This is a genomic window from Leeuwenhoekiella sp. A16, assembly GCF_047946675.1.
In the GTDB taxonomy this organism is placed as follows: Bacteria; Bacteroidota; Bacteroidia; order Flavobacteriales; family Flavobacteriaceae; genus Leeuwenhoekiella.
This window is the reverse complement of record NZ_CP172313.1, coordinates 2341832-2362805: the sequence shown is the minus strand read 5'-3', so window position 1 is coordinate 2362805 and position 20974 is coordinate 2341832. Positions and strand designations below refer to the sequence as shown.

General features: G+C 34.9%; 14 protein-coding genes and 1 pseudogene. 7 read left to right on the top strand and 8 right to left on the bottom strand.

Annotated features, from left to right (window positions below; translation table 11 throughout):
* Positions 1-1218, bottom strand: coding sequence for an FIST N-terminal domain-containing protein (locus ACH3O9_RS10230; RefSeq protein ID WP_416440054.1), 1218 nt, complete (start codon positions 1216-1218; stop codon positions 1-3).
* A 16-nt stretch (positions 1219-1234) separates the two neighbouring features.
* Positions 1235-1801 carry an OsmC family protein gene (locus ACH3O9_RS10225; RefSeq protein ID WP_416440052.1) on the bottom strand — a complete coding sequence of 189 codons (567 nt, stop codon included), beginning with the start codon at positions 1799-1801 and terminating at the stop codon, positions 1235-1237.
* A 438-nt stretch (positions 1802-2239) separates the two neighbouring features.
* Here ACH3O9_RS10225 and ACH3O9_RS10220 point away from each other — a divergent pair, with 438 nt between their 5' ends.
* The 3 genes from ACH3O9_RS10220 (at position 2240) to ACH3O9_RS10210 (ending at position 7795) form a co-directional block, all read left to right on the top strand.
* A complete protein-coding gene (locus ACH3O9_RS10220) occupies positions 2240-3898 on the top strand; it encodes a ferritin-like domain-containing protein (RefSeq protein WP_416440050.1) in 1659 nt (552 codons plus the stop codon).
* A 5-nt stretch (positions 3899-3903) separates the two neighbouring features.
* Positions 3904-4956: a hypothetical protein gene (locus ACH3O9_RS10215; RefSeq protein ID WP_416440048.1), complete on the top strand. Its 1053-nt coding sequence runs from the start codon at positions 3904-3906 to the stop codon at positions 4954-4956.
* A 127-nt stretch (positions 4957-5083) separates the two neighbouring features.
* A complete protein-coding gene (locus tag ACH3O9_RS10210) occupies positions 5084-7795 on the top strand; it encodes a T9SS type B sorting domain-containing protein (RefSeq protein WP_416440046.1) in 2712 nt (903 codons plus the stop codon).
* A gap of 21 nt (positions 7796-7816) precedes the next feature.
* On the opposite strand, the gene ACH3O9_RS10205 is transcribed toward ACH3O9_RS10210, so the two are convergent.
* On the bottom strand, positions 7817-8863 hold the full coding sequence (locus ACH3O9_RS10205; protein WP_416440044.1) for a patatin-like phospholipase family protein: 1047 nt from the start codon (positions 8861-8863) through the stop codon (positions 7817-7819).
* A gap of 641 nt (positions 8864-9504) precedes the next feature.
* Between ACH3O9_RS10205 and ACH3O9_RS10200 the strand changes: the two genes are divergently transcribed.
* On the top strand, positions 9505-10353 hold the full coding sequence (locus ACH3O9_RS10200) for an SMP-30/gluconolactonase/LRE family protein (RefSeq protein ID WP_416440042.1): 849 nt from the start codon (positions 9505-9507) through the stop codon (positions 10351-10353).
* A gap of 381 nt (positions 10354-10734) precedes the next feature.
* On the opposite strand, the gene ACH3O9_RS10195 is transcribed toward ACH3O9_RS10200, so the two are convergent.
* From ACH3O9_RS10195 to ACH3O9_RS10185, 3 genes are all read right to left on the bottom strand, one after another.
* Positions 10735-13611: an NACHT domain-containing protein gene (locus tag ACH3O9_RS10195; RefSeq protein ID WP_416440040.1), complete on the bottom strand. Its 2877-nt coding sequence runs from the start codon at positions 13609-13611 to the stop codon at positions 10735-10737.
* Positions 13612-13910: 299 nt separating this feature from the next.
* A complete protein-coding gene (locus ACH3O9_RS10190) occupies positions 13911-14807 on the bottom strand; it encodes a hypothetical protein (protein WP_416440038.1) in 897 nt (298 codons plus the stop codon).
* 207 nt (positions 14808-15014) lie between these two features.
* Entirely contained in the window at positions 15015-15434 is a 420-nt protein-coding gene (locus ACH3O9_RS10185) for a helix-turn-helix domain-containing protein (protein WP_416440036.1), read from the bottom strand.
* 247 nt (positions 15435-15681) lie between these two features.
* Between ACH3O9_RS10185 and ACH3O9_RS10180 the strand changes: the two genes are divergently transcribed.
* On the top strand, positions 15682-16482 hold the full coding sequence (locus tag ACH3O9_RS10180; RefSeq protein WP_416440034.1) for an RNA polymerase sigma factor: 801 nt from the start codon (positions 15682-15684) through the stop codon (positions 16480-16482).
* 1 nt (position 16483) lies between these two features.
* A pseudogene (locus tag ACH3O9_RS10175) lies at positions 16484-17580 on the top strand (hypothetical protein).
* Positions 17581-17726: 146 nt separating this feature from the next.
* On the opposite strand, the gene ACH3O9_RS10170 reads toward ACH3O9_RS10175, so the two are convergent.
* Positions 17727-18098, bottom strand: a complete 372-nt coding sequence (locus ACH3O9_RS10170; RefSeq protein WP_416440032.1) for a BfmA/BtgA family mobilization protein — start codon at positions 18096-18098, stop codon at positions 17727-17729.
* Positions 18099-19326: 1228 nt separating this feature from the next.
* On the opposite strand from ACH3O9_RS10170, the gene ACH3O9_RS10165 reads away from it, so the two are divergent.
* Entirely contained in the window at positions 19327-19536 is a 210-nt protein-coding gene (locus tag ACH3O9_RS10165; RefSeq protein WP_416440030.1) for a hypothetical protein, read from the top strand.
* Between the two features lie 284 nt (positions 19537-19820).
* On the opposite strand, the gene ACH3O9_RS10160 is transcribed toward ACH3O9_RS10165, so the two are convergent.
* Positions 19821-20894, bottom strand: a complete 1074-nt coding sequence (locus ACH3O9_RS10160) for a Fic family protein (protein WP_416440028.1) — start codon at positions 20892-20894, stop codon at positions 19821-19823.
* Between the last annotated feature and the right edge of the window lie 80 nt (positions 20895-20974).

Genomic DNA, 20974 nt, shown 5'->3' with positions numbered 1-20974 from the left:
TTATATTTTTTCGCTGAAAAGGCAAAAAACACCTGTCCAGTCAAATACCTGAAAGTCATCTTTTACCATTGCTAACTCGCCGGCTTCATAAATTCCCAGTAATGGAAACTCTCCATTTACCGCATTCTGAATATACATTGCATCTTCTTCTTCAGTTTGAGAATAAGCAGCCGCTCTCCCGGCGCAATTGAGATAAAGTGCAAAAAGCGGATTTTTACCTTCTTTTCGCCGATTTTGAACAAAAAAAGCCACTTTTTCTTCTATCATATCAAGTACATAACCGCGACGCATAAGTTGAAACTCTGAGCCTACGACCAGATCCATCTCTGCCATTATCAATCCGTTATTTTTAGGATTAACACCTACGCACATTCTGTTTACATACTCGGCATTTTTACGGTCCCATTTATCGCTTAAATTTCTACCCAGCGTGACAAAAAATTTCATGCTTTCATAATCACCCTGAACTTCGGCTCCCAACATTTCACTTACAAAATCAATAGCAGGTTTATTGTCTATTTCTGTAATTGTAGCTCCCTCGCATTTTGTCACTGTATGATAAGCACTGGCAGGTGTGCAGCCATCAAGCCTTAAAACATCCATTTTAATATTTCCTGTAAGGGCTAGCAAAATTGCTGCATTTTGAGTCATCCCATCCTCAAACCATTGCCGTGTGGGTTTAAATTTCATATCTCCCATGAGGCGTGCGCCTGCAATTGTAGGCCAGCCTGCCAGCACTTCTTTTGCCCCTTGTAATAATGGTGTGCCGTAGTTCATTTGAAATCGTCCTTTTTCGCGGTTTACCGCATCAAAAAACAATAACACCTGAGGATCTGTTTCAAAAGAAGTTTCTGCAAATTGCTCAAAAAGCTTTTTGCCTGTTTCATACTCATTAAATGCAATATCTTCTTGCACAAAATAATGTGTATTCACTGTCGTGGAAGTCATTATAGCCACAGCGCACTGGTAGCCATCATAGCCAAAGCTATTATTTGTTATAGTACCATTAGCAAAGCCACCCACATACTTACAACTACCCAACTCGCTTTTTACGCCCATAAAAAACTCCTCTGCCTCATGCCGCGATGTACAAAATAAAAGGCAAAGATTTATAGCATAACTCTCTACGCCCACATGAAGCAAGGCCTGCAAGGCAGCTGACTTCCCTGCCTCAAATGAATTTGACAAGTCGCTAAACCCTACACCAAATTTTGTCATGCTTAATTTATTAAGCCTATTCTATAATTTCAAACTCAGTTGTAATGTGAAGCGGCAGCTCAATAGCGTTTTTAATAGGTGATTTTTTATCAAGTGTTTCTTTAGACTTTTGCAATTTTGCAACATCTACCCCATTTTTACCTTTTAATTTCACCTTGTAGTGCAGATTTAATGGTCCATTAGGTTTTTCTCTATCCAGGCCTAAAACGCCGTGAACATCAAAGTTAACATCTACTTCAACTTCAATTTTTTCAAGCTCTGTATCAAAAAGAGCTGCGTTTGTGGCAATACCTGCTGTAAGACAGCCACAGAGGGCACTTGCTAAATATTCTACAGGGTTGGGATATTCATCTGCACCACCTAATACTCCGGGTTCATCTACTCGTAGTGTAAACTTACTACCACCTTCTCTTATATTGTTACCGTCTGAATGTAATTCATGAATCTCAACTTCAGACTGCGTGCTACCAAGCCATTTTGATTTCGCCTTAAATTGCACATTTGCTACTTTAGGATTTTCATGAATTGCTCCTACAAGATTTTCAATATTGTCGAGGTTTACGCCATTTTTCATTGTTGCCATCAGATTTAAATTTTAAATTATTTGTAATAATTAGTGAGGGGGTAGTATTTAAAAATGATTCTGGGCAGAAAACATCGCAAAGACCACAGAAATTTAAATTACCTGATTTATATCTCTAATAGAGAAAATAGCAACCAAAATTTCCTTAAGCACTTTACAGCAGGAAGTTATGAAATAATTCTTGCCTTTATCTAATAAAAACAATTATATATTTCAGCGTATTTGTAATGATTTGGCATTTAAAACCTTTTTTTCTTCATTAAAACCAACAGAAGTTAAATAAAAATCGGTCAAAACACCTTAAAAATCAACCTAAAACGCTAAATACTAGTATTTTAATTAGTTGTTTCCCCATTTCGAAACAAATTTTATATAAATTTACTTATTCCCTATCCCTAAGCAGACTTCTCATTTTCAATTAATTGACACTCAAATGCCATGTTTAAAAAATATGACCCTCTTTATGCTTCAAATAATACGGCAGATAAATCGCCTAAAATCATATATGAAGCTATAATTGAACTGTTTAATGCACAGGATAGCGATACTCAGAAAAAAATACAGGAAGAAGTAGAGAAGCAATTACATGAATATTTAAAAAGTGCATCGCAAATAGAGAGTCTGCTATGCTTTCAATACCTCTATGCTGCTTTTTCTATGAAAAAATATGACAGCGAACTTGACGGCAAAGAGGAACATAAACTGCGCCAAATAGAAATGATACGCCGGTGGGAAGCCAGAATATTATATGTTGCGCGACAAGAAATGGAACATCTTAATCTGGTTCAAAATCTATTAGTGCTTCTAAATAAACCTCCTTATTTAAAGCGCCCTAATTTCCCCGTAGCTTCACATATAAACCCTTTAGGGCATCCTATACACCTCATGCCTTTTTCTTTACATGCAGTTAAAACGTTTAGATTTTGGGAAAAACCAGATACGCTTGAACTACAATTCCCGGAAATGCCAGATGTCATAATTCCTAATATTGAAGGTATTCCGCCGGATGCGGCAGATGACAGGGCATTTAATATAGATGATGAAACTATTGCCAGCTGGGAAGCACTAAAATCGCTTATTGAGAATATTATTTCACAATCTCACAACATCCATAAAGCTGAAAATGGCACCGGACTCACGATAGAACGCCTATACAACAGGATCAATATCTTTTTCTATTATCTAATAAAGCAAAAACTTTTAAATCTGGATACTATTAATATAAACAGGATTGTAGTTGAGCATTTCGGTTTTAACTTAAAGCTTGATCCTATTGTAAAAGGTAAATACTATCAATATGTAAATGAAGTAATTACAGGAATTCTTGAAGAAGGTGAAGGTGTGTGGGGAGTCCCGCCACCGCTAGAAAGTCACTTTACTGTTTATCAGGAGATTTTAAATGAATATGAAAATGAATTATGTGAAGACCCTGATTTTGCTCCTGGTTTGCCATGCCTTATAAATCCTACCTTAGAGGGCAGTTCAGGGAAGCACAAAATCACCAATAAAGTTTCAAAATATGCGATGCAGCTTTTTAATGATTGCTATGAAGTGTTGGATTTGATGCTGTATGGTTTCTTTTTACAATATAATGTAGACTACACCACAGGAGTACGCCCGCCTATCCCAAATTCATTTTTCAGAACATCTTTTTACCCATTTATGACGATGGTCATTAGGCCTTTAGGCGAAATGGTATGCAGACTTCCCGCAGATAAGAATTACATACCCATTAATGGGAAGATACCAAATAAAACGGCCGGACCTAATTTCTATTTTAATAATGAGGGAATGTCTAAATTTTATGAAAAACTACATCACAGTGAAAGCTCTGGTAAAAAGGCTAAAAATAAATTCTTGTCTGCTTTTAAGCGCTTAGCAAAAAAAACCGAAAAACTTAAAAAGCTTGTAGAACAAAACGATTACCACATCTCAAATGCTTCAGAAACTGATGCGCGCGATTTTGATGTGCGATTACAATATTTAAAAGAAAATCTCGAGCGTATTGCGATCAATTTTGATGCCTATTGGGATGGTAAGATAGAAGCTCCCATCCCCTCAAAGAATTTTCAAAATTTTTCTAATCCTTATAATTAGCTACTATGTCACATATAGAAATATCATTTGAAGGATACTGGCAATGCAGGTTAGCGACTGATCCTGATCCTTCTGATGAACAGCGCGGCGTTAGTGGTTTTACATATTCTGTTGCAGGAGAGTCGTTACTAGAGCCTTCTTTCTGGTCACAACAGAAGGATATAGAAAAGGAATACGGCAAGAAGACCGAAGAATTTATAGATACTACAGCAAGCAATAAAGGAAGCGCAATAAAAAACATAAGAGAAGCTTCTTCAGATTATAATAAATATAATAAAATGGGCATTGGTCTTAAGGTAACCACGGTTTCGGTGAACGGTAATCAAGATAAAAAGCTAACAGAAAATTTAGCAGGGGCACTAGTACGTTTTGAAAACCGTCATGAATCGAATGGCCCGTGGAAAGGCCCTATTTTTGAAGGTCGCAATCAAATAGTATCAGACGGTGATCCAGATCGTTTTACACTCAATCCCTTTGTTTTAAGTTTAAGTACTGATTCTGAAAATGAAGAAATTATTTTAAGGAGATTTGATCCACTTGATGAAAAAGATCCTGACAAACAGATGTGGCTAATAAATCCTAAGTTGGCAAATTTTGATGAAATTTTAGAAAGGCGTCTGCCTAAACAAAGATTTGCTCTTTCTAATGAACTCCTCGATCAGATTGGCGTTAACCCAACCGACTTACCAAATTATTTTATAAACAGAAAAAATTGGCTAAAATCTAAAATAGCAGAATCTGAAGCTGCGGGTAAGACAAGCCTTGCTGAAGCATTTAAATCAAGATATTTTGCCGTAGACTTCTTCACCCAGTCAACTGGACCCACAGTTCTTGAGAATCGATTGCTGAGCAGAATTCCATTACGCCAGCTATATGATCACAGCATACGAGGTAATTCTAAGACTGAGCCCAAACCTTATTTAGATCAATCGTTTTTTAACGATCATAAAATTGATGTGGAGAAAGAATGGCATATTCACTATTATATGGGAGCCTACGATGGTGATCTTTTGTCCGGATGGTCTACCGGCGTGATAACTTTACCTGTTAAGGGTTAAAACTAATTATTTCATTCCTCATTGTTTTACTTCATTAAAATGTCTAATTAAGCTGCGTAAATCATATCTTGTCTTTAACTTTTAAACGTTATTTTAGTAATATATTTTTCTCAGCATTTTTTGATTAATGACTATACGTGATTTTATTCCCTCTATTCTAAAAGGAAAATTATATATCCTTTTAATTTTTATTTCCGGAATAACTATAGCACAAAATGAAACCAACAATTGGTACTTTGGTAATAATGCAGGTCTTGATTTTAGTAAAGGTGAGGTTGCTGTACATGCTAATGGAAAAATGAGCACTATTGCTGGTTGCTCTAGCATTTCTGACAGAGATGGCAATCTACTCTTCTATACTAATGGTAAAAAGGTGTGGAATAAAAACCATGTTATTATGGAAGATGGGGATAATTTACCAGGTGAAGTTGAAAATACTCAAACTTCTATTATTATTCCTCAACCCGGTGATGCTACTGTTTATTATATATTTAGCACAAGAACCAAAAGATCAAGCTCTCCTCCACTTTTAACCCCCGGCCTTTATTATTCTAAAGTTGAAATTAATGATGAACATCCTCTTGGTAAAGTAACTTTACCCGGCCTCCGGCTAACTGAAAATACTACTGAGCGCCTCACAGCTATTCATGATGCGCAAAATAATAGCATCAAAGTAATTGCTTTTGGGAGTTTAAATACTTTAGAAGATTCACCAAAAGATACATTCTTTGTATTTAATGTAACTGAAGAAGGTATATCACGCCCCCCAATACTGTCTACACAAACGGAAGCAGTTTCAAAAGTTGGAGCAATGAAAATATCTCCTGACGGTAAGTTTTTAGCTATTGCCGATGAAGATGGGAGACGTATATATATTTATAATTTTGATGCGCAAAATTCAACCATTTCATATTATAAATATCTTAATACTGATTTGTTTATGATACCCATCTTTCCCTATGGAGTCGAATTTTCTCAAGATTCAAATCTAATATATTTTACGGGAAAAACAGGATCGTCGAGCTTTTTATTCAACTTTATACTTAAACCTCAACAATCTATAAGTGAAAAAATTCTGTTGGCTAGTTCTGCAGAATATGGTTTTGGTTCATTACAGCTAGCTCGTAACGGTAAAATATATGTGGCAAACTTTAAGCAGGATGATCCCTTAAAAACTCAGACTGCTTTAAGCGTAATAAATGACCCAGAAAGCCTCGAGGATAATGATTATCAATCCTTGGCTTTAAACCTAAGACCGGGAGAATCATTTAAAGGCTTACCCATTTTTATATCCTCTTTTCTTAGAAACAGAATAATTACGGAAGATATGTGCGTAAATGAAATATTTAATTTTTCACTAGATGCATATACCAATATTCAATCTGTATTATGGGAATTTGGCGATGGTTCAACCTCAACTTCAATTTCCCCTACGCATCAATATCTTGACGCAGGTGAATATAAGGTCAAAGCAACCATCGTTATTAATGATTATCCCGTAACCCTCTATAAAGATATAGAAGCGTATCCCTTACCACAATTAGAACCAAGTCAAACGTTGTATCAGTGTGATCCAGATAATAATGGTTATTCCGTTTTCAATTTATATAATATTAAAGAGAAAATGTCTAATCCTAATGATGAGGATTTTGATTTTCAGTTTTACCACAATTACAATGATGCCATTATAGAAAACGACTCATTAATAAATGCTTCTACTTATGTAAACCAAAACAATCCAGAAGAAATTTTCGTTAAAATAACAAGTGCTAAAGGATGTTCTGCGATAAGTAACTTTTTTCTTGAAACAACGTATACGGAACTTGAGGACATAACAGCTATTGTCACATGTGAGAACTCTGATGATATTCTAAATAATAATGAAGGCCGTTTTAATTTACGTAGTAAAGAAAATGAGATAAGGAACCTGTATAATATTCCCAGAACATCAACCTTGTTTTTCTACAAAACATTTGAAGATGCTCAAACAAAACTTGATCCTTTGCCTCTTTATTATAACACGATCTCTTCTACAATCTGGATAAGAATAGAAAATAATGATTTTACATGTTATGGTATTGAACCTTTTGATTTAATTGTTAATTCTGCACCAGAACTTAATATAGAAGAAAGTTATACGATTTGTAAAAACAACCCTCAAAATTTACTATTAGATGGAGGTTCATCAAATGATAAATGGGAATGGAAAAATGAGGTTGGCGATATTATTTCAATAGATTCTGAATTTAGCATAAACGACGCCGGTTCATATTCACTCACAGTTTATAAAACAGAAAATGGTCTTGAATGTTCTGAAACAAAACAATTTACAGTCAGTGACTCCGGCACTCCGATTTTTAAAGAAATTGAAGCCCAAAATGGGGAAATTTTTATTTCAGTAGAAGGTGAAAGTACTTATGAATTCTCTCTTGACAATTCTATTTTTACTGGGAATGGCAAAACACAATCGTTTTATAATATAAGTCCTGGGATTTATACGGTGTATGTTAGAGATCTAAATAGATGTGAAGGCTCAATTGAAAAAGAAGTTTCATTAATTGGATTTCCAAAATTTTTCACTCCTAATGGTGATGGTTACAATGATGTATGGAAGATTTATGGAGTTACTAAAGATTTTTATTCGTACGCCAGCATATCTATTTTTGACAGGTTTGGAAAAAACCTTTTTAATATGGACCTAACAAGCAATACGGAGGGCTGGGATGGCACCTATAATGGGGCAAAACTATACTCAACGGAATTTTGGTACAGCACTAATCTAATTGACCTTGAAGGTAATCAAACTAACAAAAAGGGCCATTTCAGTATGATTTATTAATTATGTACCACCTAATTAGTATTAAGTCGTAACATAATTATCATATATTTTTCCTGCTATCTCGTCTAGTGTTTCTTTATTCTTATTGACAAACCACAAACCGGCCTGTTTCAGATTTTCGAGGTTAGCAGATGTTGCGAGGTCCATTTCAGATAAAGCTTCCCTTAATGACGGTTCAAGCCTATAATAATTATTTTTATTCTTGCCAGAAAGCGTTTCATACATCTGTGCTAATTGATAATCTACAGTTTCAGTATTCCCAGACATTAGAATATCGATAACAGGTTGAATCCACCCTAGTTCCCCTGCGTTCTTTAAATCGGAAAAATAGTAGGGTTTTTTAACCGTACCTGTGCCAACTGATACAGTAATCATATCTTTCGCCGAAGGCAAATCTGGTTTATCTTCTCTCTTTAAAATTTCTGAGAATTTGAGTTTACGTGCTTCCGCATAAGCGCATAAAGCAGGGTTATTTGCAAACATACCCCCATCTATAAAATAGAAGGTTTGCCCAGACTGAGATTGAACTTTGGCAGGCTCAAAATAAGTAGGTGCAGCAGAAGTTGATCTTGCCACGTCACGTATTTTAAAGTCATACATGCTATGTATTAAAGAATCTGCGCTATTAAAAAAGTAAGCGCTGCGAGAAGTTATTTCATATGCCGTAATAAGACATGGCTTTATAAAACTACTCAAGAGTAAGTCTTCAAAAATTCTTTTTAAATTTTCCTGAAGGGCATCATCACCATATTTTTCATCCAGAAGACCAAAACCACTCTTCACTTTAGTGCGGATATCTTTATGAAAGATCTTATTTCCCTCCTGTAAATAAAGATTGAGCGCTTCTTCTGCGGAATATTTGGCCTTTCCGTCTTCTCCCTTTACAAGATACGTGCAAGCCAGAATACCGCCTGTACTCGTTCCTGCAATAAAATCGAAGTAATCACCAATTTTCAATTCACTATTATCTAAGCTCTGAAGTCTCTTCTCCAGATAGCTAAGTACAACACCTGGTATTATATCCCGTATTCCACCACCATCAAGAGAAAGTATGCTTATTTTTTTCATTAGATATAGGCAACATGTAGGGTTAAGATACCCAACTTATAAATTCTCTTTAAAGTTAATATTGAATTGATGAAAATTATTAGGAAATACCCCCTAGGTCAATGAGGATTTTGCCCCCTTTTTGGTTGATTTTTGAAGATTTATTACCGATAATAAGTAATAAAGACTGAAGTTTCAGCAGGAAGTAATAATTGGCTGAAACAAAAAAATCCGCACATGGTGCGGATTTAATTTCTGTGGGCAATGAGGGAACAACCAAAAATTGAAGTTTTCAGTGTTTAAAAGGCCTACGGCACGCTCAAATTTTAAGGACTCCCGAGTTACTCCCTACCAAGAAAATTTAACATTTTTAACATATTAAAATGAGCAAGTATTAATATACTACTGAACTTATTATGAAAGCCCGTAATGTACTATTGAAATAGGTTGACCATTTTTGTTTTTATCACAATTCGATATTGAATTGTTTATCAGACGCTCCCTATAAATTCACAACTTCAACTTGGGAGCAGTTAAAAGTATTTTATAACGAGTCCGGTTTTTAGCGGTTTGCTTTAAAATAAATCGTTTGCCCTATCTTTAAAAAAAGTTATTCAGGTATGTTTAAACAGGTTATTCTAGTTGGAATTTTAGGAATTGTTTTGGGCTGCAGTTCCCAAAAGCAACTCATTAAAGCTGGTAGTACTCCGCAACTTTTGGCAGATAATTTCAGCTTTACGGAAGGTCCGGCTGCAGATGCAGCGGGCAATGTATATTTTACAGACCAGCCCAATAACCGTATTCATAAATGGAATGCCACGGACGGCAGTATTTCGGTGTTTATGGAAGATGCCGGGCGTGCTAACGGACTCTATTTTGATAATGACGGAAATCTTCTGGCGGCAGCCGATAACAAGTCGGAACTCTGGAAAATCGCTCCCGATAGAAGCGTACAGGTTCTGCTGACCAACTTTGAAGGAAAGCGCCTTAACGGTCCCAATGATCTCTGGATCGCCCCTAATGGCACCATCTATTTTACCGATCCCTATTACCAGCGTGACTACTGGGAGCGTACTCAAAAAGACATCGAAGCAGAACGTGTGTATGCCTTGACTAGGGATGGGAATGTGCGTATCGTTGCCGGCGATCTGGTGCAACCTAACGGAATCATTGGCACGCCTGATGGCAAAACACTGTATGTAGCCGATATAGGAGCCGGTAAAACCTACCGCTACACGCTTGATTCCGAAGGAAATCTTACAAACAAACAGCTTTTTACGGAACAAGGCTCAGACGGGATGACGCTGGATAGTCATGGCAATGTGTACCTCACCGGAAAAGGCGTGACCGTTTATGATAAAACTGGTAAAAAGATCGAGCATATTAACATCGACAAAGACTGGACAGGCAATGTAACCTTTGGAGGTAAAAAAAGGCAAACCCTTTTTATCACTGCCCAGCAGGGTGTTTATACACTGGATATGAATGTGAAAGGGGTTCGTCGATATTAAATTATTAAATACCAAGCTGTTAAACCTGAGGCAGTTTCCAGCCGTTTAAATAATTGGCTGTTCACAAAGCCCCTTACAATGGTTAAATGCTCCTGTGGGGAAAGAATGGTGGGTAGTTTCCAATATCTTATAGTCTGTGGGTAACGACTTCTTTCAGCCCATCGTTACTCTATGGTCTGAGTTGGTCTGAGTTACGGCAAGTGGTGTGAAGTAGGGACACATCCTTGTCGGCTTAGTAGGTTTTAACTAGGTTCTAAAATAACTTTTTCCAGAATACCCGTTATTTGCGACGAACCGATGTTAGCTATTGTTGCGACAATTATACACTACTATTAAATTTAATCATAGATAATTTATAAGTATATTAAAATTGTTAATATATTAATCAAGTAATTTATAATAATCCATGTCCACAGAGCATATATCATCTATTGTTTCAAATAGAGGTATAAATTCTTTAAAAATGTTCGGATCTTTAATTGTTTTCAGATGTTTTACAAATTTTCGTTTCGCTCCTGAACCATCCTTTATTTTAAATACTCCTGGTATTGAAGTTTCTTTCGTCATGTTTAAATCAGATAAAAGTTCGTCATTAAAGTAGTGTTCAATCGCAATAAAATTCATATCTATTTCTGGTTTTACATAATTTTCACGGAAATGAGGAATGGGTAATTTCATTCCATAAATATTTGAACCTCTATGTTTTTTTATCCTTTTATAATTTCCCCAATTTTCAAAAACTTTTTTTAAACCTTTAAAATTATTTATACCTGAGGCATCTGAGTCAAAAATCCCAATGATAATTTCACCGTCGATTACTGTAGGTAATGCTTTGTCCAAACTTAACCTTAATTCATTTGCTCCTCCTGAATCAGTTCCAACAGGCTTAGCTTTCCAATATGGAATTTTATTATCGGTTAAAACAGTATATGCATGCTCAAGAATATCAACATCTGTTTCTCCTTCAGTAATAACTATCACTTTTTTATGTGACTGAATAACGTCAAAATCCGAAAACCTTAATTTAGAAATTGGATGAGTTCTTAGAATTTCCGATACATTAATGGTTTTTGAAAAAGATTTATCAATTTTCTTCTTCAAATCTTGGTGATATTTTGAATTATCAAAATACAGCGCAAATTCTGCGATGGTTGTTAGATAAACATCACTAAGAAGTTTTGTATCATCTAAAAGTCTATTTAAATATGAAGAATCATTGATCCTATTTGAATGTAAAATCGCCGCCAGCGTCAATAATTTATAACCTATAGTTGAGTCATTGGTTTTTTTATATTTTTCTATTAGGCTTTCAAAAGCCATTCCTAGGGGATTAACTAACGTTGTGGATAAAAAATTTAAATAGAAAAAATACATGTTAAAAATCGATATTGTCGGTAACCTCATTTTTTTAAAAAATGGAATAACATTGTCGGAACTTATTTTTTTATACCAATCATGTAATATTAAATGCTGTTCTAGTACAGTATGAATAGCTTTTTCCCTAATTGCATTATCCGTCTGGTATAGTGCCTGTAACAAATAACCAATACCCATAATCGAGTTGCTAAACTGGTCAATCGTATTAGATTTATCAATTCGGACAATGATTTTTTCTAAAAAATCTGGCATATCTTTAGACTGACCACCATAAAAAATTGATACATTCTGCCAATCAAGATCTAAGAAGTTTTTTACTAAGTCATCTTCTAATGATCTCCTGTGTTTGAAAATTTCTAAACTAGCATAATATTGAAGAAAAGATTTATGGGAAAATTTAACATAATGATCTTTTTCAATTATTAATATTCCCGAGTTCTTGATAAAATAGTTTAAAAATTCCTCTAAAACTTCACTATCAACATTACTAGATTTTGATTTAAAATACTCTACGAAATATCTGATAAATTCATCTTTCGACAGCGGTTCGTGATCCTCAGATTGTAACAACTTCAGAGCATAAATAGATAATATTCTTTCTCTAAAATTGAATTTAATAAGTTCAAATTGTTTATTTGCAGTAGCTTTTCCTAAAATTAATTGATTAAAATTATCATAGATGTCTGATATAGTTGCCGGGATCTCAAAATTTTCTTTCTCATAAACTAATGAGATTAATGACATCGAAAGTGGAGTTATAGGAATTCTTTCTAAAATTCTATTATCTGTTAATGCTTCTATAAGATTGTTTGAAAGGTTTTGACTGTTGAAAAACCGATTCGCAAACTCTTTAATTTGCCTATTATTGAATTTTCTAATTTTGAATAAATCAGCTTTACTACTTATAAAACCTAAATTATTTGCCTCAATTGATCTTGTAGTCAATATATATCTAACTTTAGAGGTACTTAAAGTATTTAATTGCTTTATAATTCTATCTTGATTTAGATTGTTGAATTCGTCAATACCATCTATGAGTAAAGTCAGATTATAATTTTGTTGAATTTCTTCCCAACTACCTTGTACTCTGTCACTGAGAAGATTTTCACAAGCGGACATGATATCAAAGGAATATTTTCTAATTACCGTTGGAGATAAATAAATAGGAAGTGTTTTTTTAGAATCTTGAAGCTTGATGATTTGTCTTCCAATTTCTTTTAAAAGAGTACTTTTTCCGGAACCAGTATCTCCTTCTACAATGGCAGAGGTTTTTCTTTTTACTAAGATATCGGCACTAACTCTTACAAGTTTAATAAAATCACTTTCAATATCTTTTTTTAGTTCATAAAGTTGTGGGTTTACATAAATTTCCATCAACCTTTTCACTCTGTCTTGTAAACCATTTATATTAAGTAAGGGAGACTTTTCAGTCATTTCCTCTAGAAAATATCTTTCGTATTCAATTAAATTAAAGCTTTCATAAAAAAGATAATTTGGATAATGTTTCTCTACGAGTTTTTCAAATTCGTCTCTTTCAATAAATTTAAGAGCAACATTCGCAGAATTTTTTAATTTGGAACCAACCGATTGTGAAACAGTATTGATACTAACGATTGTAATAAATTCAATTTCTTTCGTTTCAAGTTCGGATATTTTACTTTGAATAGAATTAAGATCTACATCTGATCCTGATAACGATTTGTCATAAAGTAAAAAAGCGCTTCTTGTTGGTTGAATTCCTTGTTTAATTAAAGTAATTAAGTAGAAGTTTCCTTTTTCGATTACCTCGTATTCTTCTCTAATTATTATATTCGATAGTAATTCAAAAAGTTTATCATATTCTAAATTTTGAACTTGTTCCTTAAACGACTCTTTTTTCATTATCTTAATTATTGCAATATTTCTTAATTATCCTACTATTAATTTTAAACTAATACTTTTAAATATACCAAAAACGAAATCTGTATATTTCAAAAATTATTACTCTTCTTTTTTTAAAAAGAATATTTTAAATTTTTAAGAGAAATTTTATGAAGCAATTATAGCTAACGGTCTCGCATAACCGAAGTGGTGGAGTTAAATTATCAATTTTTTCAAGTTTTTACCCGATTTTTGTTAATAAACAGCGATTTTGAAATTGTCTCTTAACCATCACTTCTGTTATGAATTGTTGTAGCCAGTTATTTCTCTGCACGTTCCCATTTAAAATTGGAATTAAAGTCTCCCAAGTCCAAGGCTATCTTATAATTTCCAATGTATGTATCGTCATTCTCTTTCTCAATTTTGTGCATAGAAGCTTTGGTCATCTGTAATGATGAATCTACGCTTAACGGCGTTAAGGCGATATTGTAACCCATAGCTTTTGTCCTTACACTTGGATAAGCTATTCCATCTACACCTTGGTTTAGTGCCATTTGAGAATAAATACATGAAATTTTATAATCATTGTTGTTTTTAATGTCAATTTTTGCGAATTCATCTGAGAAAAACTCCAAAATCAGTTCGATTTGTACTGTATTATCGGGGAAATTTTCAGCGATTGTTTTTCTTGCATCTTCATGAGAAAACTGTATGTCCTCGATGTTTTCAATATTGTTCTTATTGAAAACAAGGTCAACGACTTTTAGTGGTTTTTTTATCTCCCATTTCCCTAGGGTCATCATGAAATGTGCATCAATAAATTTATTTTGTGGTATGTCTCTGAAGATTTCACTTGTTTCAATAAGACTAGTAATTCGTGGATATCCAATTTTACTGGTCGGTATAGCTCCATAAAACATGGATTGAAATGGTGCATTTGTTCTACCATATTTATTAATATTACTAATGTCCTCCCGGTAAGATATTTCGTTTTCAGAGTTAAATACTTCTCCGATTTTACTGTTTATTCGTGCTCTATCAATTTCTCCTTTTTCTATCTCTCTATTTAGAAAGGGTATGATTCCAAATTCATTTTCTAAAGCTTGCCAAAGTTTTCCATATCCGATTTTGCTTAGGTTACAATCTTTAAATTTTTGGATAGATTTTTTTATCGAATCTATATTTGGAACGTGTTCGAGGTTCATTTGTTCTTCCATAATTTAACGTTTTTGATAATTACCTACAACTGGTTATATTAAAATGAAATATACAGATTAAAGCGATAAGTATCGGAATTACAGTATATTCTATCTATTCCACAAGTTACTATCTTTCACATTGACTTTATTACGGTTTTCCATAAAAGCATAAAAAAACCTCAAACTTTTTAAGAATGAGGTTTAATAAGCTGCTTGGTTAAGTCTTTATTTTTTCTTTAGCATTTCTTCTAAATACGTCACTTTATCTTTTTCGGCTTGAACCAATCGTTCATAAAGTTTTCTATTCTCATCTACCACTTCTATCAATTTATCTAAAGGATTGAATGTGCAATAATTTGCATTAAAAGTTCCTTGACTATTACTAAAACTATTGTCATTAAAATTATTGAAGAAGTTGATAACCTTCTCTTCATTAAAATTCTCAATCGCTTCTTTCGTGACTCCCAAAACCTTAGCCACTTCTTCCAGTTTTTTACCCTCTACTGTTTCACTTTGTTCCAGGTTAGAAACACTTTGCTGGCTAATGCCCAGTTCTTCGGCAAGGGTTTCCTGCTTCATGCCGCGTAGCTCGCGTATTCGGGCAATCTTTCGGCCTATATGATTGGGTTTGGTTTCTGTTGTCATAACTTAAAGATATAGATTCTTTCTCTGTGGTTTAATCTCTTGGTAAAATACAAGTCCGTCCTGGTATTTTACAAAGGATTCTGGTTGTTTACCTTTTACTGATGCTACTAATTTAACGTAAAATTTTTGCCTGAAAAAATCTCTAAGGCTATTCACCTTAAAGCTAATACTTATGAGCCCTGCTCAAGAACCGGTCAAAGATACCACTCCTGTTAATGAATCTATGCTAATCACTTAAAGTCATTTTATGAAGAACTCCAATGACATTAAACATTTTAATCTTTTAAAGCAGGGCTGTCCATCAGCCTTCGCTGCTATCTATGCTAAATATCACAGGCGTATCTACTGGATTGGCAGGGGTTTAATGAAAGATAGTTTTGTAGTAGAAACCTTAGTCCAGGACACCTTTTTAAAATTATGGGTCAACCGGGAGAGTATTGAGTCTGCGCAGCATATGGTTAATTTCTTGCGCTTTGTAATGACCCGGGAATGCAACACCTTTTACAGCAGACCTAAAAATAAGTTCCTAAGAAATATATATGCCCTTGATGATGATGAAAACTATCAGGATTACAGGGCTGGTTATGATCCCCTCGTTGATGAAAAAAGCCTGCAGGATCAGGAATCGGCACAACTGGACTTTGATCAGGTTAACAAAATACTTCCCGTACTTAACGCGGATCGAAAACACCTGATTGAGTTGTGTCTTAAATATGACTTTCGGTATAAAGCCATTGCTGATGTTATGGGTATTAGCATCACCAAAACCAGTAACGAGGTAAAATTGGCCATTCGGGATCTTAAAACCATCCTCAATCAGGAGGCTGTTTTAAAAACTAAAGAAAAAAGCACTTCTAATCAACACGTTCCGGCTGAGCTGACCCGTGAACAAGCTAGGGTTTTGTCCCTACGTTGTGAAAAGCAGTATTCCTTTGCAGCCATTGCCAGCGAGCTTAATCTTTCCCAAAAAGAAGTGCACCGTGCCTTTACCACGGCCTATAAGTTTTTACAGGATAAACACCGGCAACAGCAACCCCAATCCGCCTAGTATGAAAAAGAATACCATAACCCTGACCCGAAAGATCCAGCTGCTGATTGACCTGCCCACCCGGGAAGAACGCAATGAAGCCTTGGGTAAACTCTATCAGTGGCAGAATCGCTGCTTTAGGGCTGCCAATATGATCGTTTCCCATCAATATGTGCAGGAGATGATCAAAGAGTTCTTTTACCTCTCTGATGGGGTCAGGTATAAACTCACCGATGAAAAGAAAGACGACCTCGGTATCTTAAATCGCTCGCGCATCAATACCACCTATCGGGTGGTCTGTGACCGTTTTCGGGGGGAAATTCCACTGGATATCCTCTCCAGCTTAAACCGTACCCTGATATCTTCCTTTAATAAGAACAGGACGGAGTACTGGAGCGGGGAGCGCTCCCTAAAGAATTTTAAACGCGATATGGCCATTCCCTTTGGCGGGGAGTGTATCTATAAGATCTACCATGACCCGAAGAAAAAGGCCTTTTGTTTTAACCTGTTCAGGTTCCTTTTAAAACCTATCTCGGAAAAGACTTTAGTGACAAACGCAGGCTTCTGGAGGAGCTCTCCAGAAAAGAGCGAAAATTGTGCACCTCCCACATTAAACTAAAGGGCGGAAAGATCTTCTGGCTGGCCGTGTTTGAAATGGAAAAAGAAGAGCACCCGTTAAAACCAGAGGTCATCGCCGAGGCCTCCCTTTCTCTGGAATATCCCATTGTGGTAAAGACAGGAAAGTCCAGGCTTACCATTGGCACCAAAGAAGAGTTTCTCTACCGAAGATTAGCCATACAGGCAGCCCAGAAACGGGCACAGATTGGGGCCACCTATTCCAAATCTGGCAAAGGAACCCAACGAAAAGTAAAAGCAGTGGACAAGCTCCGAAAAGCGGAAGGGAATTATGTACACCACCGCATTCACCTCTACAGCAAAAGGCTTATTGACTTTTGCATAAAGCAGCAGGCCGGCACACTCCTGCTAGTCAATCAGGAAGACAAAATTGAAATAGCCAAAGAAGAGCCCTTTGTCTTACGAAACTGGAGCTATTATGAATTGATGACCAAAATAAAATACAAGGCCCAGAAAGCAGGTATTGAAGTTATTATAGATTAACCCCTTATCGGGTTGAGGGTGTTTGTACACCCGTAAGGTGAGGTCTTTGGCACTCACTAAATGTGAAGAGCATATACAACGCGTGAGCTTACTTATTTGAATACCTAAATTTTGGGTCAAAGCTTTTAGCTAAAAAAATCAATGCCTTAAAAGTCCTTTCCATCCCAGTCTTCAAATCTTAGGGTACTTTCCTTATAGTTTTCATTGACTACAATCAAAGGTTCTTCCTCGGTTTCTGCCTGCACAAATAAAGATTCTAACATAGCCGTGGTAGGCTTGGTTTGGTTTTTTTCAATGTTCTTGATGATGGCAATGATGGCATCATTTCGTTTTTTGATATAGGCTTTGAGGGTTCTGCCCATATCTCCTAATTCTTCTTTCGGGGAGACTCCGTTATGCTCAAAAAAATTCAGCATGGCTTCCATCGTTTCCGAATGGGTCTTAAAGTTTTTCTTAGAAAATTCCTGAAATTTTTGAGCTGTTTTTCTCTTGATCCGGATGCTGATAAAGGGTTCCATAATAGTCCTGTTTTTTAGTGATTTGTCGCAAATAATTGCCTGTTTACTGGGGTTTTCAGAGCATTTGTCGCAAATTCCAGATAACGTATAATCTTTTCAAAAATCAACTACCTGAAAATAAGGCGCTTATAAATTATAACATCGCAGCGCGTGTTATCCTCTTGCTTCGCCTTCTGTCCGCCAAAAGCAGACATAAAATCGAACCCCTACGTAAAAAGTACGGGTTCCTATATCAACACCAAATCGACTTATAAATTTTAAGAAATTAAAGATTACGCGCTAAAAGTATTCTTAAAAAATGAGGGTGAAATCTACAGAAAATTTAATCCTATGCAAGTTAAAATCACGGCAGAACAGTACCGAAAAGCACCCTCAAAAAAATCCATTTACTTTTTATATCTGGAGCGTATTCCTTTTTTTTGTTTAAAGAAATTCAGTATCTTTCAGATAGGATTTTTAGGCTATAAACGAATAAATTTTCCGGTTCACTATCCCTTTACTTCCCATAGCGCCATCGCGTTTCCTTTTCGGCAGACCGTGATTTAAAATTTAAGTTTGGAAAGAGCTTTTATAAAAAGTGCGACGAAGGGAGCCTGATTATGCAAAGCTCCCAAACTAAATTTTAGTTCTTTAAAGAAAAGGAAACGGCTGCTCTGGATAAGTAGTTTAAGGAAAGCTGAAGTTTTGAAAATCTTCAATTTGAATTCAAAAGTTGAAGCAAGCAGGATTAAGCGGACGTAATCCCTTTTAGGATTGGGTTCAACAAGACATTATGATTTTCTTATGAGATTAAAACGATAATTTCTTTTAACTTACTAAGGATTGAATGAATAAACTTGATTATCATTTTATCAATACCCTCCAAACTCTTCAAACTAGTTGAGATAATTATTATTTACAAACCCTGTAAATAATTGCTGATATTTTTTATCTCGAATTTAACTAAAGAATTTTTAAAAGATGTTCTGCCATCTTCAAAGTTTACAATTTATCAAAACAATTGAATGAAGATTCGATCAGGCTAACATTTCTTAAACTGTAACCGAAGATTATGAATGAGATCGATATTAATATAAGATTTAAAAGAAAAATTTTAATCATATACGATCAAAATATTTTTGATTGGGGTCTTTACCAGAATTGTGTGAATATGGATATCCCTTTAAAAGTTCGAATAGGATATTGTATAATGATGCTAGATATTTATAATGAACTTTTGGAAAATTGTATGTCTCAAAGAGAGGGTGTACATATTCCCCTTGGTAAGAAATATCAAAATTTAGAAAAAAAAGAACGCATTCACTTCAACAGAATTAAGTATTTAGAATTCTACAAGCTGGTGACGGAACTTCAGTTTATAAAGTTCTTTAGACAGGAAATAATCAAGCTTGAAAACGAATTGAATGAACAGCATCCTAGTAGTATGATGTCTGCTTAACTCATTTATATTTAGTTAGAAAGACTCTTAAAACGAAACAATTACTATAAAGTTTTATGTCTACCTAAATTTTAATCCTGTAGTTTCAAGCGAACTCAATCCTTTTTCCGGGATTGGGTTTAAGACTTTTTGCATGAACCGCTTTCCCTGCAATGAAGCTTTTGCGTTATGGAAGGGAATGGGGTGATTTCAGTTTAAATTATTCCTTTTTTTCTTTGCAATCATCGGTATGGACACAGCCATAAATCTTTCCCTGCTTTCCAGAAAACCATTTTTGAATTCTTTTATTTTTTTAAAACCTCAACCAATTTTACATTTAAATACAGGTTCTCAACTCCTACTTTCTGTGATTTTAAGATTCCAATTGCTTCAAGCTCATTAAGGTATTCCGCTGCCGTTTGACGTTTTGCTATATCTTTATCAACAAGGTATTTAACCTTACAATAGGGTTGTTCAAATAATAGTTCAATTAGTTCTTTAGAATAAACTCGAGCTGGCAGTTTTTCTTTTGCAAAAACAATGGTTTCCTGCATCAAATTATTAATTGAATTTATCTTATCTAAAGTGTATAGCGCAGTTTCTTCTATACCTTTTAATATAAAAAGAATCCAAGTTTCCCATGCTGAATTTTCGGTTACCCCTCTAAGATGTGTATAATACTCATTTTTATTCTCAATGATGTATTTACTAAGATAAAGTATAGGAGTATCCAAAAGCCCTTTCTCGACCATAAAGAGCATATTAATGACCCTACCCGTCCTACCGTTCCCATCAAAGAAAGGGTGTATCGCTTCAAACTGGTAGTGCATTATTGCCAATTTGATTAGAAGATCAATATCATCTTCTGCATGTATGTAATCTTCCAGATTTTTTAATAGATTTCGAATTACAGATTCACCTTCTGGAGGTGTATAAATGGTTGTATTATTACTCGTGATTTTCGTTCCGGGTACATTTCTTATACTAGAATCGTTCTCTTTTATAGTCTGCACTATTTGAATAAAGGAATTTGTAGAAAGAGGTCTTTGACTTAAATCAGTATACCCTTCCCATAATGCCTGACGATATCTTAAAACTTCTTTTGTCTGGGCATCTGTAGTAGAAATATTAGAAGAAAAAGCTTTGTACAACGTATCCTGAGTTGTTACTATATTTTCAATTTCAGAACTGTCTTTAGCTTCTTGTAATGTGATGGCATTTACAAGCATAGATTGATTCGGAATTTCATCCGCTCGTCCTTTAAGTTCTGCCAATATTTTATTTGATGTAATTGCTTGCTTTAATATTTTCTTTGTTTCAACTTCAACATTAGGAGGTAATAATGGCAGATTGTTATATGCTTTTTCAGGATCATACATGATATCGACATTTAAAGAGGACTATGTCGAAAGCATCGACATGTTGCAAATATATGTCGAAATTATGCAATTTTATCGAC

What these genes read in the sequence shown, in the direction of transcription:
- ACH3O9_RS10230 (WP_416440054.1), bottom strand. Translation starts at nt 1,218, where the DNA reads ATGACAAAATTTGGTGTAGGGTTTAGCGACTTGTCAAATTCATTTGAG.
- ACH3O9_RS10225 (WP_416440052.1), bottom strand. Translation starts at nt 1,801, where the DNA reads ATGGCAACAATGAAAAATGGCGTAAACCTCGACAATATTGAAAATCTT.
- ACH3O9_RS10220 (WP_416440050.1), top strand. Translation starts at nt 2,240, where the DNA reads ATGTTTAAAAAATATGACCCTCTTTATGCTTCAAATAATACGGCAGAT.
- ACH3O9_RS10215 (WP_416440048.1), top strand. Translation starts at nt 3,904, where the DNA reads ATGTCACATATAGAAATATCATTTGAAGGATACTGGCAATGCAGGTTA.
- ACH3O9_RS10210 (WP_416440046.1), top strand. Translation starts at nt 5,084, where the DNA reads ATGACTATACGTGATTTTATTCCCTCTATTCTAAAAGGAAAATTATAT.
- ACH3O9_RS10205 (WP_416440044.1), bottom strand. Translation starts at nt 8,863, where the DNA reads ATGAAAAAAATAAGCATACTTTCTCTTGATGGTGGTGGAATACGGGAT.
- ACH3O9_RS10195 (WP_416440040.1), bottom strand. Translation starts at nt 13,611, where the DNA reads ATGAAAAAAGAGTCGTTTAAGGAACAAGTTCAAAATTTAGAATATGAT.
- ACH3O9_RS10190 (WP_416440038.1), bottom strand. Translation starts at nt 14,807, where the DNA reads ATGGAAGAACAAATGAACCTCGAACACGTTCCAAATATAGATTCGATA.
- ACH3O9_RS10185 (WP_416440036.1), bottom strand. Translation starts at nt 15,434, where the DNA reads ATGACAACAGAAACCAAACCCAATCATATAGGCCGAAAGATTGCCCGA.
- ACH3O9_RS10180 (WP_416440034.1), top strand. Translation starts at nt 15,682, where the DNA reads ATGAAGAACTCCAATGACATTAAACATTTTAATCTTTTAAAGCAGGGC.
- ACH3O9_RS10170 (WP_416440032.1), bottom strand. Translation starts at nt 18,098, where the DNA reads ATGGAACCCTTTATCAGCATCCGGATCAAGAGAAAAACAGCTCAAAAA.
- ACH3O9_RS10165 (WP_416440030.1), top strand. Translation starts at nt 19,327, where the DNA reads ATGTCTCAAAGAGAGGGTGTACATATTCCCCTTGGTAAGAAATATCAA.
- ACH3O9_RS10160 (WP_416440028.1), bottom strand. Translation starts at nt 20,894, where the DNA reads ATGTATGATCCTGAAAAAGCATATAACAATCTGCCATTATTACCTCCT.